This window comes from Thiorhodovibrio frisius, from assembly GCF_033954835.1.
GTDB classification, from domain to species: Bacteria; Pseudomonadota; Gammaproteobacteria; order Chromatiales; family Chromatiaceae; genus Thiorhodovibrio; species Thiorhodovibrio frisius.
Map to the genome: position 1 here is coordinate 3452620 of NZ_CP121471.1, position 14710 is coordinate 3467329.

The 14710-nt window shown below is 61.6% G+C and carries 15 protein-coding genes and 1 tRNA gene; 10 read left to right on the forward strand and 6 right to left on the reverse strand.

The genetic code is table 11. From position 1 onward, the window contains the following. The first annotated feature begins 43 nt into the window (after positions 1-43). Entirely contained in the window at positions 44-775 is a 732-nt protein-coding gene (locus tag Thiofri_RS15755; protein WP_009146599.1) for a type III pantothenate kinase, read from the forward strand. A gap of 149 nt (positions 776-924) precedes the next feature. Beyond that, positions 925-1000 (forward strand) — tRNA-Thr (locus Thiofri_RS15760). Positions 1001-1454: 454 nt separating this feature from the next. Here the strand turns inward: Thiofri_RS15760 and Thiofri_RS15765 are convergent. Beyond that, on the reverse strand, positions 1455-1793 hold the full coding sequence (locus tag Thiofri_RS15765) for a helix-turn-helix transcriptional regulator (RefSeq protein WP_009146600.1): 339 nt from the start codon (positions 1791-1793) through the stop codon (positions 1455-1457). Between the two features lie 298 nt (positions 1794-2091). On the opposite strand from Thiofri_RS15765, the gene lexA reads away from it, so the two are divergent. The 3 genes from lexA (at position 2092) to Thiofri_RS15780 (ending at position 5610) form a co-directional block, all read left to right on the forward strand. Then, the gene (gene lexA / locus Thiofri_RS15770) at positions 2092-2559 is read left to right on the forward strand and encodes a transcriptional repressor LexA (protein ID WP_009146601.1); all 468 of its coding nucleotides are present in this window, start codon (positions 2092-2094) and stop codon (positions 2557-2559) included. A gap of 116 nt (positions 2560-2675) precedes the next feature. Beyond that, entirely contained in the window at positions 2676-4883 is a 2208-nt protein-coding gene (gene recD2 / locus Thiofri_RS15775) for an SF1B family DNA helicase RecD2 (RefSeq protein ID WP_009146602.1), read from the forward strand. A 10-nt stretch (positions 4884-4893) separates the two neighbouring features. Next, positions 4894-5610, forward strand: coding sequence for an SOS response-associated peptidase (locus Thiofri_RS15780; RefSeq protein ID WP_009146603.1), 717 nt, complete (start codon positions 4894-4896; stop codon positions 5608-5610). An 825-nt stretch (positions 5611-6435) separates the two neighbouring features. On the opposite strand, the gene Thiofri_RS15785 is transcribed toward Thiofri_RS15780, so the two are convergent. Next, positions 6436-6765: a hypothetical protein gene (locus Thiofri_RS15785; RefSeq protein ID WP_009146605.1), complete on the reverse strand. Its 330-nt coding sequence runs from the start codon at positions 6763-6765 to the stop codon at positions 6436-6438. Between the two features lie 64 nt (positions 6766-6829). On the opposite strand from Thiofri_RS15785, the gene Thiofri_RS15790 reads away from it, so the two are divergent. After that, complete coding sequence (locus Thiofri_RS15790) at positions 6830-8194, forward strand: NAD-dependent succinate-semialdehyde dehydrogenase (RefSeq protein WP_009146606.1); 1365 nt, start codon at positions 6830-6832, stop codon at positions 8192-8194. Between the two features lie 36 nt (positions 8195-8230). Beyond that, positions 8231-8698, forward strand: a complete 468-nt coding sequence (gene ybaK / locus Thiofri_RS15795; RefSeq protein WP_009146607.1) for a Cys-tRNA(Pro) deacylase — start codon at positions 8231-8233, stop codon at positions 8696-8698. Here the strand turns inward: ybaK and Thiofri_RS15800 are convergent. Next, entirely contained in the window at positions 8680-9183 is a 504-nt protein-coding gene (locus tag Thiofri_RS15800; protein ID WP_009146608.1) for a C-GCAxxG-C-C family protein, read from the reverse strand. The genes ybaK and Thiofri_RS15800 overlap by 19 nt on opposite strands. Positions 9184-9291: 108 nt before the next feature. Further along, positions 9292-9918, reverse strand: coding sequence for a LysE family translocator (locus Thiofri_RS15805; protein ID WP_009146609.1), 627 nt, complete (start codon positions 9916-9918; stop codon positions 9292-9294). 130 nt (positions 9919-10048) lie between these two features. Between Thiofri_RS15805 and Thiofri_RS15810 the strand changes: the two genes are divergently transcribed. The 3 genes from Thiofri_RS15810 (at position 10049) to Thiofri_RS15820 (ending at position 11584) form a co-directional block, all read left to right on the forward strand. Then, positions 10049-10348: a hypothetical protein gene (locus tag Thiofri_RS15810; protein ID WP_223296630.1), complete on the forward strand. Its 300-nt coding sequence runs from the start codon at positions 10049-10051 to the stop codon at positions 10346-10348. Positions 10349-10466: 118 nt separating this feature from the next. Beyond that, on the forward strand, positions 10467-10832 hold the full coding sequence (locus tag Thiofri_RS15815) for an H-NS histone family protein (RefSeq protein ID WP_009146611.1): 366 nt from the start codon (positions 10467-10469) through the stop codon (positions 10830-10832). A gap of 191 nt (positions 10833-11023) precedes the next feature. After that, positions 11024-11584, forward strand: coding sequence for a TIGR00645 family protein (locus Thiofri_RS15820; protein ID WP_323705422.1), 561 nt, complete (start codon positions 11024-11026; stop codon positions 11582-11584). Here Thiofri_RS15820 and Thiofri_RS15825 read toward each other — a convergent pair. Both Thiofri_RS15825 and Thiofri_RS15830 read right to left on the reverse strand, forming a co-directional pair. Further along, positions 11541-11864 carry a DMT family transporter gene (locus Thiofri_RS15825; RefSeq protein ID WP_323705424.1) on the reverse strand — a complete coding sequence of 108 codons (324 nt, stop codon included), beginning with the start codon at positions 11862-11864 and terminating at the stop codon, positions 11541-11543. The genes Thiofri_RS15820 and Thiofri_RS15825 overlap by 44 nt on opposite strands. A gap of 66 nt (positions 11865-11930) precedes the next feature. Continuing rightward, positions 11931-14606, reverse strand: coding sequence for a DNA phosphorothioation-associated putative methyltransferase (locus Thiofri_RS15830; RefSeq protein WP_009146614.1), 2676 nt, complete (start codon positions 14604-14606; stop codon positions 11931-11933). Positions 14607-14710: the final 104 nt, after the last annotated feature.

Consider the following 14710-nt stretch of genomic DNA (forward strand, 5'->3'; position numbering starts at 1 on the left):
AGTTTCAAACCGCCTCAAAATCCGCCACCGGCTCAATCCAAACATGCAACTCATCATCGACATCGGCAACACCAGCATCAAATGGGCACTCTGGGACGGACACACCCTGTCCGACATGCACCGCGCCCGCCATCACAGCGCCCTGCCCATCGACCTGCTGGCAGCCTGGGAGTCCCTTGAAGATATCGGCAAAGTCCGCGCCTGCAACGTCGGTCCAGACACCGTCAAAGAAGCCATCACCCACATCAGCGAAACCCTGTGGCAACAATCACCACACTTCATCAACCTGGACCCGACCCATTCACCAGTCCATATCGCCTACCCCGACCCCAGCCGCCTCGGCGTCGACCGCTGGCTGTCACTGTGCGCCGCCCACCGCCTCTACCCTGGCCCGAAACTCATCATGCACATCGGTACAGCCATCACCTACGACGCCCTGCTCGGCGATGGTCAACACCTCGGCGGCCACATCCTGCCCGGCATCGAGGCCCTGCGCGCAGCACTGTTTAGCACTACCCAAATCCCCCCCGAGGACAGAACCGACCCCGGCAACACCCTCTGGGGCACCAACACCGGCCAATGCATCGCCGCCGCCTGTCTCCACGCCCCCGCCGCCCTAGCCGACCGCCTCTGGCACCAACTGCGCAAACAATCCGCCAGCACCCCTCGCCTACTCATCACCGGCGGCGACGCCGAACGCCTCTCCCCCCTGCTCACCCACCCAAGCTTCCACCACCCCGACCTCGTCCTCCAAGGCATCGTCCAGCAGCAGTAACACCGCACCAAAAATCACACCCACCACAACAAGCCCCTTCCAGAAACACCCCAATTTCGACTAGAATCCGTCCCGACGACAACCAAATCCAAAAATTCCAAGTCACCACCCAGCCGGCACCCCAAACCCGGCACCCAAGCACCCACAACGCTGGCGTAGCTCAGTTGGTAGAGCAGCTGATTTGTAATCAGCAGGTCGTCGGTTCGAATCCGTCCGCCAGCTCCAATAAAAACATAAGCTTAAGTAAAGAGGCTAGCGATTGCTTGTTGCTATACCTCGTCCCGGTAGCCGTTTGGTAGCCGTTCGTCGTTGGCTAGGAGTAGCGAATTTCCTCGGTAGCCTTTGGACGACCAGGGACTCGAACCCGCCCCCGGACGCTGCCGAGCGTTGGTCATCCCGGTTGGACGGACCGCCCCCAGCGAGATCTCGCCAGCGATCCTCAGCCTCAGCGGCTGGTCAGCCGCGAGGATCGTGCATTTTTTGTCGTCGCGAAATTTTCGCTTCCGATCAAATGCCGGGCTTTTAATCCGCGCCAGCAATGTTCCCTGATCACCACACCATCGGTAGGTGCATTGGGAACCTGACTGAATCCACACCCTCCCTGGCGTCATCTCCTCGCATACCTTGCAAAGCGGATTCGGCTGCCGCTGACGATCAAAACCAGCATCTGCCCAATTCGCTAAGCTGTCAGCTTTGCCAACCCATGTGACTCGGACAATACCTGCTCTGGTCGCGGGGCTTCACTCAATCCGATCATGACCTCATCCTGACGCTCCAAGCCGAAGGTTGCTCGCATCGAATGCAAGCGCTCAATCAACTGCGCCATGTCGGATTCCGAGGTTTCACGAATATGCGCCGCAATCACGGCTTCAACCTCGTGCTCGGGCCAGGCCGCAATTCGGCGGCCCAGTGCGATTGGGCGCGGAAAGAGCCCCTCGCTGATACGGGCATAAAGTCGGGAACGGCTATATCCTGTTCGCTCGAGAACGACAGGAAGACGAAGGACGCGCGTTGACATGAGACATCTCCATCGGTTGTTGTGACATCGCACCCGCGAGAACCGACCAAGTTGGCCGAGTGACCCTGATGAAAAAGATCACAGCGTCCCACGGGAACCATGGAGACAGTGTTGGAGAAATCGCGATTGAACGCGACACCGAAAGCGACCGAAAATCGGGCACCTTTCTGTCTGACAGAGACCATTCACCTGCGGCCATAAGAACGTCTCGGAGCAGAAATCTTTTCAGCCAAGCCATGTTTTCTCGGCTAAGCTGCAATCAGGCATCTCTGCAACTCATTGAGAGACACTGAAGCGCATGTCCCAACTCGCCTACTTGATCCCCCATCGCCGCACCGCGCCACCTTGGAGCGCGGAGCTCGAACCCATCGATCTCGAACTCGAGGCCGGCGTCACCCTCCCTCTACTCGGCACCATCGCCGCCGGTCTGCCGATTGAAGCTATTGAGGATCACGAGACCGTCAAGGTTCCCTCACAGATGGCACGCAAGGCCAGCTATGCCTTGCGGGTGCGCGGGCATTCGATGACCGACGATCACATCCAAGACGGCGATATCATCATCGTCGAGCAGCGCCAGAGCGCGGAAAACGGGGAAACCGTGGTCGCCAAGATCAACGGCGACCAGGTCACCTTGAAACGCTTCTACATCGAGGCCGATGGCATTCGGCTGCAGCCGGCCCATCCCGACATGGCGCCGATCATCTTGCGCCATGAAGAGCTCGAGATTCTTGGCATTGTGACGGGGGTGATGCGGCTGGCGGCTTGATGGACGTGCGCCAGGGCTTCCCACTCTGACAAGCGGTACGAAGGCCTGGTGAAGCCTCGCCGAGCGCCAGCACTTTTGGCGCACAGCCGATGTGCGGCTTCTGAGACAATCCCCCCATGTCCGACTCGGCCGCCCCGACCTATCACACGGATTCCCCGCTCGACACCCTCGCCGGTCCGGTCGAGCGCGTCACCTTCCATAGTCCCGAGAGCGGCTTTTGCGTCCTGCGGGTCAAGGTCCGCGGCGAGCGCGAGCTGATCACCGTCGTCGGCACCGCCGCCCAGGTCGCGCCGGGTGAGCACATCGACGCGCGCGGGCAATGGACCATCGATGCCCGCCATGGGCGGCAGTTCAAGGCCAGTGCGTTGCGCGTGGTCCCCCCCGGCACCCGTGAAGGCATCGAGCGCTATCTTGGTTCCGGGCTGGTCAAGGGCATCGGCCCGCATTTCGCCAAGCGCCTGGTCGATGCCTTTGGCGAAAGTGTCTTCGACATCATCGAACAATCCCCTGAGCGCCTGCGCGAACTGCCCGGCATTGGCAAGACGCGTCAGGAGCGGGTCATCCGCGCATGGAGTGAGCAGAAGGTCATCCGCGAGATTATGGTCTTCCTCCAGTCCCATGGCGTCGGCACCGCGCGCGCGGTGCGCATCTTCAAGACCTATGGTGAAGCGGCCATCGAGCGCGTGCGCAACAATCCCTATCGCCTGGCACTGGATATCCGCGGCATTGGCTTTAAGACCGCCGATCAGTTGGCAGAACGCTTAGGCATCCCGCGCGACTCGCCGCTGCGCGCCCGCGCCGGGGTCCGCCATGTCTTGCAGGAAATCGCCAGCGATGGCCATTGCGCCGCTTGGCGCGAGGTCCTGTCCGCACAGTCCGCCAAACTGTTGGAGATCGCCCCCGAGGGCATCGACGCGGCCATCGATCTGGAACTGGCCGCCGAGCATTTGGTCGCTGAAACACTCGAGGACCGCACCCTGGTCTTTCTCCCCGCATTGCACCGCAGCGAATGCGGGGTGGCGGAGTCCCTATGGCGCCTACGCGATGGGATGCCGCCCTGGGGTCTGATCGACACCGAACGCGCCCTGCCCTGGGTGGAAAGTCAGACCGGACTCAGTCTGGCCGCGTCCCAGCGCCAGGCGGTGATCCAGGCGGTCACCGGCAAATGCACCCTGCTGACCGGTGGCCCCGGGGTGGGCAAGACCACGGTGGTCAACTCCATACTGCGCATTCTGCGCGCCAAGGGTGTCAAGGCCACCCTGTGCGCGCCGACCGGACGCGCGGCCAAGCGGTTGTCGGAATCCACCGGGCAGGTGGCCAAAACGATTCACCGCGTGCTGGAGTTCGATCCCAAGACGCTGGACTTCAAGCACAACGCCGACAATCCCCTGGGCACCGATCTGCTGGTCTGCGATGAGACCTCCATGGTCGATATCAGTCTGATGCACAAGTTGCTCAGTGCCCTGCCCTCCTCGGCCGCGGTGCTCTTGGTCGGAGATGTTGACCAGTTGCCCTCGGTCGGCCCGGGGGCGGTGCTGGCTGATGCCATTGGCTCAGAGGTGGTGCCGACGGTGCGCTTGACGGAGATTTTCCGCCAGGCACAGACCTCGCGGATTATCGTCAATGCCCACCGCATCAATGCGGGGCTGCTCCCCCAGGTTCCCAACCCACCGCCGAGTGACAGCGACTGGTATGTGATCCGCAGCGAAACACCGGAGCAGATCCAGGAGCGGCTGGTGAAAACCCTCTGCGAGCGCATTCCCGCGCGCTTTGGACTGGACCCGATTCGCGATGTCCAGGTGCTCACCCCCATGAACCGTGGCGGACTGGGCGCGCGGGCGTTGAATGTGTTGCTGCAACAACAGCTCAATCCCCATGCCCAGCCGCGCATTGAGCGCTTCGGCTGGACCTTCGCCCCGGGCGATAAGGTGATCCAAAACGTCAATAATTATGACAAGGAGGTTTTCAACGGCGACATAGGTCGGATACTAACCATCGACACCGAGGAAAGCGAGGTGCGCATCGGCTTCGATGAGCGCCAGGTGGTCTATGAGTTCGGGGAACTTGATGAGCTGGCGTTAGCCTATGCCACCAGTGTGCATAAGGCGCAGGGTTCGGAGTACCCGGCGGTGGTGATTCCGCTGGCGACTCAGCATTACATGCTGTTGCAGCGCAACCTGCTCTATACCGGGGTGACCCGCGGCAAGCAGTTGGTGGTGCTGATCGCCCAGCCGAAGGCGCTGGGCATGGCGGTCAGACAGACCGGCGGGCAGCGGCTGACGCGGCTGCGGCAGCGGTTGGTTGAAGCAAGCGAGGCGCGTTGAGGACTGGCCGATGTGCGGACGTTTTGCGCAATGTTTCGATGTGCAGGCCACGGCGGACTGGCTGGAGGCGCAACCGCCGGCTGAAACTCCGCCGGCGCGTTACAACATCGCGCCCGGCAGCCGGATTCTCGCCTGTCGCGTCCAAGCGGACGGTCAGCGCGAACTTGCCTCCTTGCATTGGGGTCTGCTGCCGAGCTGGGCCAAAGATCGCAAACTCGGCGTCAAGACCTTCAACGCTCGTGCGGAGACGGTGGCGGAGAAGCCGTCCTTTCGTGCGGCATTCAAACATCGGCGCTGTTTGATTCCGGCCGATGCTTTCTACGAATGGAAGACAGTACCTGGTGGCAAGCAGCCCGTTGCCTTTCGGCGCCGGGATGAGCAGCCGATGACCTTTGCCGGGCTGTGGGAGCAGTGGACTGATCCAGGCTCAGGCGAGTGCGTTGAGAGCGCGACCATCATTGTGACCCAGGCCAATACCACCATCGCCGCCGTCCATGACCGCATGCCGGTCATCCTTGATCGCGCGCACTGGGCTGAATGGTTAAACCCTGACAATCAGAGCAAGACGCAACTGACGGGGTTGCTGCAACCCTGTCCAGGGGAGGAGATGATCGGCTATCCCGTCACCCGGCAGGTTGGCCAGCCGCGCTTCGATGCACCGGAATGTTTGGCGCCGACAGGTCCGCTGATCTCCACGACGATTGGACAGACCGATTCCATCCGCTGATGCCAGGGATTCGGTTCGTTTCGCGCCATGCCGCCCGCGCCGATATTCCCGGCCTCAGATCACAGCTTTGCAAACCGATCGCACCGGATCGCACATGAGGACTTGACAAACTAGCCGGAGTTTATGAACAGGCCAGAATGACACACGCTCTGCGCCCCATTTCGGGCTTCAACCCCTTGCACCTTGTTGGAATGGGCAGCAAGAAAAAATAAAAACAGTGACTTACAGACTGAAACAATTCTGACCAATCGGAAACGACGCGCGCCGGGACAAGGGTTTAGAAGCCATCTCACAGCCTTACCCACAGGGTTATCCACAGGCATGGTGGATAAGGAGAATTTTCAAAAGGCTCTTGGGTACTTGCCGACTGTTGCTGGGGAAAACCTGAGTTTCCGCGTCGAAGTGAGGCGAGCCATCTTGGTGCACCCACTATGAGCCGGGCCGCGAGGGTGCCTCTGGCCGGCTGGCCGAAGACCTCGCGAAAGGGCCCCAGGGTGGCGCGTTAGGGAGACCAGTCGGTGATGGCGAAGACAATGTCATCGAACGTGCGCGGAAAGCTCTACTCCAGATGGGAGCGGAAGGACTCAGTGGTGCGGCGAGGATCATTGCGCCGGATGGCTTGCTGCCAGGCGACGCGCTGTCCCCGGGCCTTGTGTCATCTCCGCGCAAAGTGGCATCGACCGCCGACTGACCAAGCGCGGCGGCCCGCTCGCGGGGGATTTGCAGCTCGCGTCGGCGCGCCTCGGCGTGGTCGGGTGAATCCAAGCAGGGTAGATAGTGCAGCTTCATGTCGGAGCATCTCCTGGGATCAGTCGCTTGGAGCCGTCAGCATCCGTCGCCTCGATCAGTCAACTGGTCTAGAGTATCCCTGACCAGCTGCTCCCATTCCTCTTGCACGCTGAGGTGATCGGGAAAGTCACTGCCGGCCCGCCGATGCCAGTAACGGGAATTCCACAGATCCCCTTCCTTGCGGTGCAGGTAGGCGTGAATCCGCGCAGCACCAGTTTCTGGCGGGCCGTCCGGCAGGGATTGGATGATCTCGTGGGCGCGGTTCCAATCGCCCTTGGCATCAAACCAGAGCGCGGCCAGGCAGGGATGCTCGGTGATGGGACAGGTCGCCGCGTTCAGGCTGTTCAGAAATGCGGGATAATCCATTGAGGCTTAACGTTCGCTGGCGCTTGGCTTTGGCTCACTGTCACATCTTTCAGCCGATCCATCAATGATGTTCACATCCATCAATCCCACCACCGAGGCTTGCATCGAGCAGGTCGCCGCCTTCGATTCACGGCGAATTGAGCAGTCTCTGGCCGCCGCGCCGGGAGCCAGCGTGCTTTGGGCCGAAACACCCCTCGCTGAGCGAACCCGACTGCTCGTCTCAGTGGGTGAGCGGCTGCGGGTTCAGAAAGAGACCCTGGCGACCCTGATCACCGCCGAGATGGGCAAGCTGCGCGCCGAGGCATTAGCGGAGATCGACAAATGCGCCTGGGTTTGCGACTACTATGCCGAGCACGCCGAGCGCATGCTGGCCGATGAACTGATCGACACCGATGCAGCCCGCAGCCTAGTGGCCTATCAGCCCCTCGGGGTCTGGTTGGCGATCATGCCCTGGAATTTTCCGTTCTGGCAGGTGTTCCGCTGTGCCGCGCCGGCGCTCGCCGCCGGCAATCCGGTGCTGCTCAAGCATGCCTCCAATGTACCCGGTTGTGCCTTGGCGATCGAGCGGCTGTTTCGCGAGGCCGGAGCACCGGCGGGCCTGTTTCAAACCCTGCTCATCGCGGGAGAGCAGGCCGAGGTGCTGGTTGGCGATGCCCGCATCCGGGGCGTCAGCCTCACCGGCAGCGAGGCCGCCGGCCGGCGCGTGGCAGCCGCCGCGGGTGCCAGCATCAAGCCGTCGATTCTGGAGCTTGGCGGGTCGGATGCCTTTGTGGTGCTGGCGGACGCCGATGTCGAGCAGGCCGCGACCGTGGCGGCCAAGGCGCGGTTTCTCAACGGCGGACAGAGCTGCATCGCCGCCAAGCGCTTCATCCTGGTGCCAGAGATTGCCGATGCCTTCCTGGCGGCGTTCAAGGCAGCGGCGGAGGCTCTGATACCGGGTGATCCGATGCAGCCCGAGACCACACTCCCGCCCCTCGCTCGCTCTGATCTGCGCGATCAGCTGCATGCCCAGGTTCTGGCGAGCCTTGCCAAGGGCGCGCGTTTGGTGAGCGGTGGCGGGCCATTGGAGCGCCCTGGCTGGTTCTATGCGGCAACGGTGCTGGATCAGTGCGCGCCGGGGATGCCGGCGTATCACGAGGAGCTCTTTGGCCCGGTGGCCGCCATCATCCGCGCGCGCGATGAAGCCGATGCCCTGCGCCTGGCCAACGACTCGGACTTTGGCCTCGGCGGCAGTGTCTGGAGCCAAGACCGCGCGCGTGGTGAGGCCCTCGCGCGGCGCATGCAGTGCGGCTGTGCTTTCGTCAATGACATGGTCAAAAGTGACCCACGCCTTCCCTTCGGCGGCATCAAGCACTCAGGCTACGGACGCGAGCTGGGGCTCTTGGGGATCCGCGGCTTTTGCAATGCCAAGACCCTGTGCATCCAGTAGCCCGGTTTGGACCTGCCTCCGATCGCGCATCGATTCATGACACCCGCCATCGATACCCTCAAGCGCCTGGGCATCGCCCACCGGGTGCATGCCTACCACCACGACCCTGGCACCACCGCCTATGGTCAAGAGGCCGCCGATCAACTCGGGCTCGACCCTGCGCTGGTGTTCAAGACCTTGGTCGTCAGCCTCGATACCAAGACGCTGGTGGTGGCCATCGTGCCGGTCAGTCGGCAACTGAGTTTGAAGGCGCTTGCCAAGGCCGCCGGTGGCAAGAAGGCGGCCATGGCGGAGAAGGCACAGGCTGAGCGCAGCACCGGTTATCTGCTCGGCGGGATCAGCCCGATTGGGCAAAAGCGTCGCCTGGATACCTTTGTTGATCGCAGTGCCGAGGCGTTGGATCGCCTGTTCGTTAGTGCTGGTCGGCGCGGTCTGGAGATCGAGCTAAGCCCGGCCGATCTGCAGCGGGTCACGAAAGCCCGTTTTTATGACCTGGTATCCTGAGTCGCCTCGGGCTGCAGGAGTTCATCCAGCAACCGCACGGCTGTCGCCACGAAACTGGGGCAGCGCTCTTTGAATACCCCGGCGTCACGGGCGCCCTGATAACCGGCATCCTCGGCCAGGTCAAAACCGAGCAAGTCGCTGCATTGATTGCTGCCGTGGCGATCGATGAAGCGCTGCTGCAGTGTGCGGGCTTTGGCATAGACACGATCCTTGGCGACGGGATCAGGCGCGCTCGGGCCGTATTCCAGCCCCAGCACCAGCGCCGCTCCGGCCAGGGTGCCGCAAGTCCCGCCCATGCGCCCGATGCCACCCCCGAGTCCAGTGGCCAGGCGCATCGCCAGTGCCGGGTCGATTCCATAGCGCTCGGCATAGACCGACACCACCGCCTGGGAGCAGTTACAACCGGTGCAGAAGCGCTCCACCGCCTCATGGTCGGCAGTGGCTCTCGCGTCTTGGTGATCGGAGGAGGTGCAATTCGACGTCATGACGCCATCCTGCCAGTCCGGTGCCGCGGCTGGCAAGCCGCTCCGCGGACCGCTGTTAGCTGTGCCCGACGAGGCGCTGATGCCAAGGCACCAAGCCGACAGATCGCCTCAGCCCGCCGTTGAGACGATCAGCGACCCACCCGCGCCAACCAGGAGCACGCCAGCGCCGCGTTGGACGATCCGTCGCATGCGCCTGTCCTGAACCATTGTGGCCAGCTTGCGCGCGCTCATGGCATAGAGCAGTTTCACACCACCGACGCTCGTTATGGTGACGACCATGACAGCCACCACATCCACCGCGGTGAGCTGATCGTTTTGCATCACCAAGGGAAAAATGCTGGCATAGAACAGAATCGCTTTGACATCGCCGAGCGTTAACACCAGTCCAGCGAGAAGGCTCCCAAGCAGTCCCGATTGCGTGACGAGGCTTGGGTTGACGCTGTCGCGTTTCGCGCGTGCTCGCAGCAGTGTGCCGCCAAACCATAGCAGGTACAGGCCGCCGAGCACCTTGATCAGCACGAACAGTCCGCCCAAGCGCTCGGCCAAGGCCGCCAACCCAAACAGCGCGGTGGCGACAAAGAGGAGGTCGCCCAGGACGATCCCGCATGTGACGGCGATACCCTGGGAAAGACCGCCCATGGCCGCGCGCGTGACGACCAATGCGACACTGGTGCTTGGCATCGCGGCCAATGCCAGCATGATGGCAAAGAGGATCGATAGATCGCCAATACTCATGGTCAAATTCAATCCGGTCATTGACCTCGCAACAGCTGACCCGGCGCCGGGATTCTCGCATCCACCACACACTCACGACCATCTTCAGGGGTTGACCATGCCATTGTCACCAACGTCCTTGCCTGCCATCTTGTCCACAACCGCCCTCGACCTCTTGCTGATGACCAGCAGCAACATCAGCCTTGCGTTGGAGCCACTGGTCAAACAAGGCAGCTGTCCCAGCGGCTACCGCACCCAGGGTGACTATTGTGTGCCCGGTTCCGCTGCGCGGGGTGCCTTGCCGAAATCCAGCAGCTGTCCGGCCGGGTATTACACCAATGGCAGTTACTGCGTGGCAGGCAAGAACGCCAAACCAGCGATTGAGAAGGTTGGCTCCAGCTGCCCGGCGGGCTGGTATACCAGAGGAAACTATTGCGTGCGTTCGCGCTAATGGCTCGGCAATGCGGTCGATCCTAGCTTTGCGCCCGCTGCCTCTAGCGCGTTGAAAGTGCGTTGATCGGATGCTTTGTTTTATACTGGCGGGCTTTTACCACACAGGATAGATCCGGATGGAATATCAGGAATTGCATGAGCAACTGAAGGTGCTCGAAGAGCAAAAAGCGGAAATTTCCCGCGCCTTACAAGCCAAACGCAACGACAGGAAAAAGGAACTGGTCGCGGAATTCAAGGCGCGCATCAAAGAAGAAGGCTTTGACTTCGATGAAGTCTGCGGTTCGCCCGGCAAGGGGCGCTCACGGCAATCCGGCGCGCGCAACTACCCCGTTTATGTCGCCAAGGATGATGCCGATTGCGTTTATGTGCGCGGTCCCCTGCCCGGCTGGATGAAAGAGAAAATGTCAGCCCTTGGACTCAACCCTGGTGTCAAGGAAGACCGCGAGCGCTTCAAGAGCGACTACATGGTTGTGAAGGATTAACTGTCACGCCCCGAAACGATGCTGCCAGTGCCTCGCGGCGCACCGATCAGAGCGCTCAGGCAGATCGTTCAGGCCCGCATCGGTTCCCCGCTGAGAAGCCTAATAGCCCATCCAACACACCGGCGAATGCCGCACTGAACCACGCCCCTCCCTCACGACCAAGCTCGCTGCCAAGCAACGCGAGGCCAAAGATGATCGAGCGCATGATCGAGAAGTCCCTGTTCGCATCCCGCTGGATCTTGGCCCCGGTTTATCTCGGACTCAGCTTGGTGCTTGTTGCCCTGGGGTTAAAGTTTTTTCAGGAGATTTTCCACCTTTTCCTCCATCTTTGGACGATGAAGGAGACGGAATTGATTCTCACCGTGCTCACGCTCGTTGATCTGGTGCTGGTCGCCAGTCTGGTGGTGATGGTGATGTTCTCCGGCTACGAGAATTTCGTCTCCAAGATGGACATCGACGCGGACAGCGAAAAACTGGGTTGGCTGGGCAAGCTCGACCCCAGCACCCTGAAGTTGAAAGTGGCGATATCCATCGTTGCGATTTCGTCCATCCATTTGCTCAAGGCGTTCATGAACACCGAGCAGATCGCCAACGACAAACTCCTCTGGTACGTCATCATCCATCTCACCTTCGTTGTCTCGGCGGTCTTGATGTCGGTGATGGACAAGATATCCTTTTCGGCCCACCGCGATCACTCGCTGATGACCGCTAAACCGACGCCAACTTCAGGCCAAGAATCCCGACCAGTATAAGCCCAACAAAGAAGAACCGCGCCACAGTGGCCGGCTCGCCAAATAGGATCAATCCCAGCGCGAAGGTTCCAACGGCGCCGATACCGGTCCAGACGGCATAGGCGGTGCCCATCGGGATTGTCTTCTGCGCTAGCAACAGCAAGGCGCCGCTCGCCGTCATGCAGAGGATCGAGAAGGCGATCCAGCCCCAACGCAGACCAGCATCCGAGAGCCCGAGCTTAAGCCCGACCGGCCAGCCCCATTCGAAGACTCCCGCAATGATCAAATAGACCCATGCCATCGCCTGATTCTATCCCTTAGTCGCGATTTTGAAGGAAAACAGTGCCCATGCGTGCCACAGCTCGCACTATGTCGACTGAACAAAGGCTTCTGAACTAACGACCTTCGGCACCAGCCGCCCGCTTGGGCCAGGCTGCATCAATACGATCTGACGGCTGTGCCCGGGGCCATGGCTGACATGCAGCGGTTTGTCCTTGCCAAAGAAGTACAGCCGGTCGAAGGGCGTCTCGGTCACGATCCATTGCGCCACCTCACGCATGTCTTCATCCTCGATGATGAAATCAACCGCCGCGCCGAGGCGCGGGCAGATGAGGTTGCCGATGCGGTTGCGTTCATGCGCGGCATGCTGGTCGCGTTTTGGGTCAATGCGGCCGGGGATCTGTTTCGCCAGCTCGGGTGAACAGAAGCCATAGGTCAGGCGAATCATGCCGAACCAGTCGATGACCGGATCAAGCACTTGCTCGGTCAGCTCCAGCAGGGCATTCCAGCTCTGCGGCTCTTTGGGCAGATTGGCAAGACCGGTGGCCGCTTGCGTCTCGCCGCATTCGATCAGATCGCGAAATCGCAGGAAGCGTCCGCAGGGATCATCCAGTGCTGGCGGATTTTGACTGCGTCGCAGGCTCAGGCCCTGGACCTCCCAGCGGTGCCGGGCCAGTGTTTCGTCGACCACCTCGGGCGCGGGGCCGTAACCAGTGATATCGAACAACCCGAGCGCGGCTAGTTGTTCATCAAAAGCGAGCTGTTGCGGATAGTCCGGATGTTCCTCGTTGATATAGCGCGACTTCCAGAACAAATACGGCGGCGTGAAGGGCTCGACGTAGTCGAAAGTGTCGATGTCCTGCTCGCGCAGCTTGATCTTGACCCGCTCGCGCAGGCGTGGCAGGGCCTGGCCGTCGAAGGCATCGAAGATCAGCAGGGTCAGCTTGCCGGAAGCGATGTGAATCTTGATCAGATCGGCCTGCTGCACCTCGCCGTAGAGCATGGCGCCGGCGCCGACATAGACCCGCAGCAATGCTGGGAGTTGATCGACCAGGCTGGCATGCAATTGCAGCGACTGGGCGGGCTCCAGCCAGCCGAGTCCATGCTCGGCGGCCTCCTGACAGGCGGCGGCGATGGCCTCGGGGTCGGCGATGGCGCGCAGGCGCTCCAGGCCGGCCTGCTGGGCGCTCGGGTAGTCGCCGAAAAAGGCTTTAATGTCGCGTTGCAGACCGGATTCGAGATGCTTGTAGGGCCGGCGCCGCTCGAACTGGCGCAGGGCAAAGTAGACCTCGAGATCGGCCCGGCGCGCTTCGGCAGCCTGTTCGAGCAGCGCATCGATGTAGTCGTCGCCCTGCCATTCGCCTAACTGCTCGCTCTGCTGATCACCCTGCTGATCACCCAACAGGTCGCGCTGATGTTGTTCGATAAAGCGCAGCGCCTTGCCGAGGGTGCCGAAGGCTTCGGTCAGCGGCAGTAATTCTGCGACCTCCTCCTTGTGGGGTTGGCGCCCGAGAGTCAGCCACTGCGCCCACAGCCGCTCGAGCGCGTCGCTGTGCTCGGCATAGCGCTCGGCGCGCCGATCGCGGCGGGTGGCGGTGGCTTCGCGCGGTCGCGGTGCTGAAGGCGCACGCAGCCGGTTGCGCCGACCACGACTGCGCTCAAGCAGAAAGCGCTGCTCGGCATCTTTGTCGCGAAAGACATAGAGCACCCCGGGCGCGACTGTGATGGGCTCTTCATCCAGCGCACTGGTGAGGAACTGGCGGATTTCGGCTGGGGTGAAGTATTTCTGAAAGGTGCCGCGCTGGGTCAGCAGGCCATCGCGAAAGCGCTCGCCGCCGCCGGCGTGCTGGCGTTCGCCAATCATCACCGACACCACCAGCAACCGCTCGGCCAGGGACCAGGCGCGGGTCAAGGCTTCGATACGCTCGTCGAAGTCTTCGATCACATTGATGACGAAGCCGAGATTGACGATATCCGCCGCTTCAATGGGCTGATCGGGCGCGTAATAGGGATCCCAGCCTTGCGCGGGAATGCCGTTTTCCTGCAAGCCGCGCAGATCATCACCACGCCCGCAGCCATAATCGAACAGCCGCTGGCTGCCGTCGAGAAAGCCATGCCGGGCAAGGCTCTGAATCGGCGCCGAGAAGCCATAGCGGACCATGGCAGTGCGCTGGCGGGCGGCTGCCCAGTGGTCATGCAACTGGCCGCCGAACTGAATCTGATCGCCGCCCTGCCCCGCCTCATCGGGCGCATCGGCCTCGCCTTCGACATTGCCGAGCGGCACCAGCTGGTGACCCTCAATGCGATAGCCACGCTCGCGCACCAGGGCCAGCCACTGGCGCTGATAGCCGATGCGGGTGGTGTCGTCGAACAGCCCGATGGATTCAGCCGCAGCGGTGAGTGCGGCGTATTCCTCCCGACGCGGATGCTCGGGCGGCAGCAACAGCTCCTTGCGATGCAGGATCGGCGGGTTTAGCGAGCCAGCGTACGTTCGATAGCCAACCTCGCCAGTGCCAGGATCGAAGCGCCAAAGTTCGTGAAGCGATGGAAATGGGATATCGAAGAAATCGGCATAGTGAAGAAGTGCGATACGGCCGTCCGCTTGGCGCCGCACGACGTTGAACTGGCAGCAACGACTCGCATCGATTGCCCGCGCAATGGCTTGCTCCCAGTCATTCCTGCGCGTCTCGTCCAAGGCCGACAAGGCATCAATGTGCAGGTAGGTCTGCCCACCAATTTTTTTTCCTAAAGTGTTAATTGACACGGATTACGCTCTTTGGTGCTTGTCAACCTCTTCACAGTCTCACGGTTTTCATGCTCGGAGGAAGCGGCTTGCTAGTCATCAACCAGCAACCGTTTGTTCCCCCC

Bases quoted from the DNA above. Each gene is read 5' to 3' on its own strand.
- Thiofri_RS15755 (WP_009146599.1), top strand. From the start codon at position 44: ATGCAACTCATCATCGACATCGGCAACACCAGCATCAAATGGGCACTC.
- Thiofri_RS15765 (WP_009146600.1), bottom strand. From the start codon at position 1,793: ATGTCAACGCGCGTCCTTCGTCTTCCTGTCGTTCTCGAGCGAACAGGA.
- lexA (WP_009146601.1), top strand. From the start codon at position 2,092: ATGTCCCAACTCGCCTACTTGATCCCCCATCGCCGCACCGCGCCACCT.
- recD2 (WP_009146602.1), top strand. From the start codon at position 2,676: ATGTCCGACTCGGCCGCCCCGACCTATCACACGGATTCCCCGCTCGAC.
- Thiofri_RS15780 (WP_009146603.1), top strand. From the start codon at position 4,894: ATGTGCGGACGTTTTGCGCAATGTTTCGATGTGCAGGCCACGGCGGAC.
- Thiofri_RS15785 (WP_009146605.1), bottom strand. From the start codon at position 6,765: ATGGATTATCCCGCATTTCTGAACAGCCTGAACGCGGCGACCTGTCCC.
- Thiofri_RS15790 (WP_009146606.1), top strand. From the start codon at position 6,830: ATGATGTTCACATCCATCAATCCCACCACCGAGGCTTGCATCGAGCAG.
- ybaK (WP_009146607.1), top strand. From the start codon at position 8,231: ATGACACCCGCCATCGATACCCTCAAGCGCCTGGGCATCGCCCACCGG.
- Thiofri_RS15800 (WP_009146608.1), bottom strand. From the start codon at position 9,183: ATGACGTCGAATTGCACCTCCTCCGATCACCAAGACGCGAGAGCCACT.
- Thiofri_RS15805 (WP_009146609.1), bottom strand. From the start codon at position 9,918: ATGAGTATTGGCGATCTATCGATCCTCTTTGCCATCATGCTGGCATTG.
- Thiofri_RS15815 (WP_009146611.1), top strand. From the start codon at position 10,467: ATGGAATATCAGGAATTGCATGAGCAACTGAAGGTGCTCGAAGAGCAA.
- Thiofri_RS15820 (WP_323705422.1), top strand. From the start codon at position 11,024: ATGATCGAGCGCATGATCGAGAAGTCCCTGTTCGCATCCCGCTGGATC.
- Thiofri_RS15825 (WP_323705424.1), bottom strand. From the start codon at position 11,864: ATGGCATGGGTCTATTTGATCATTGCGGGAGTCTTCGAATGGGGCTGG.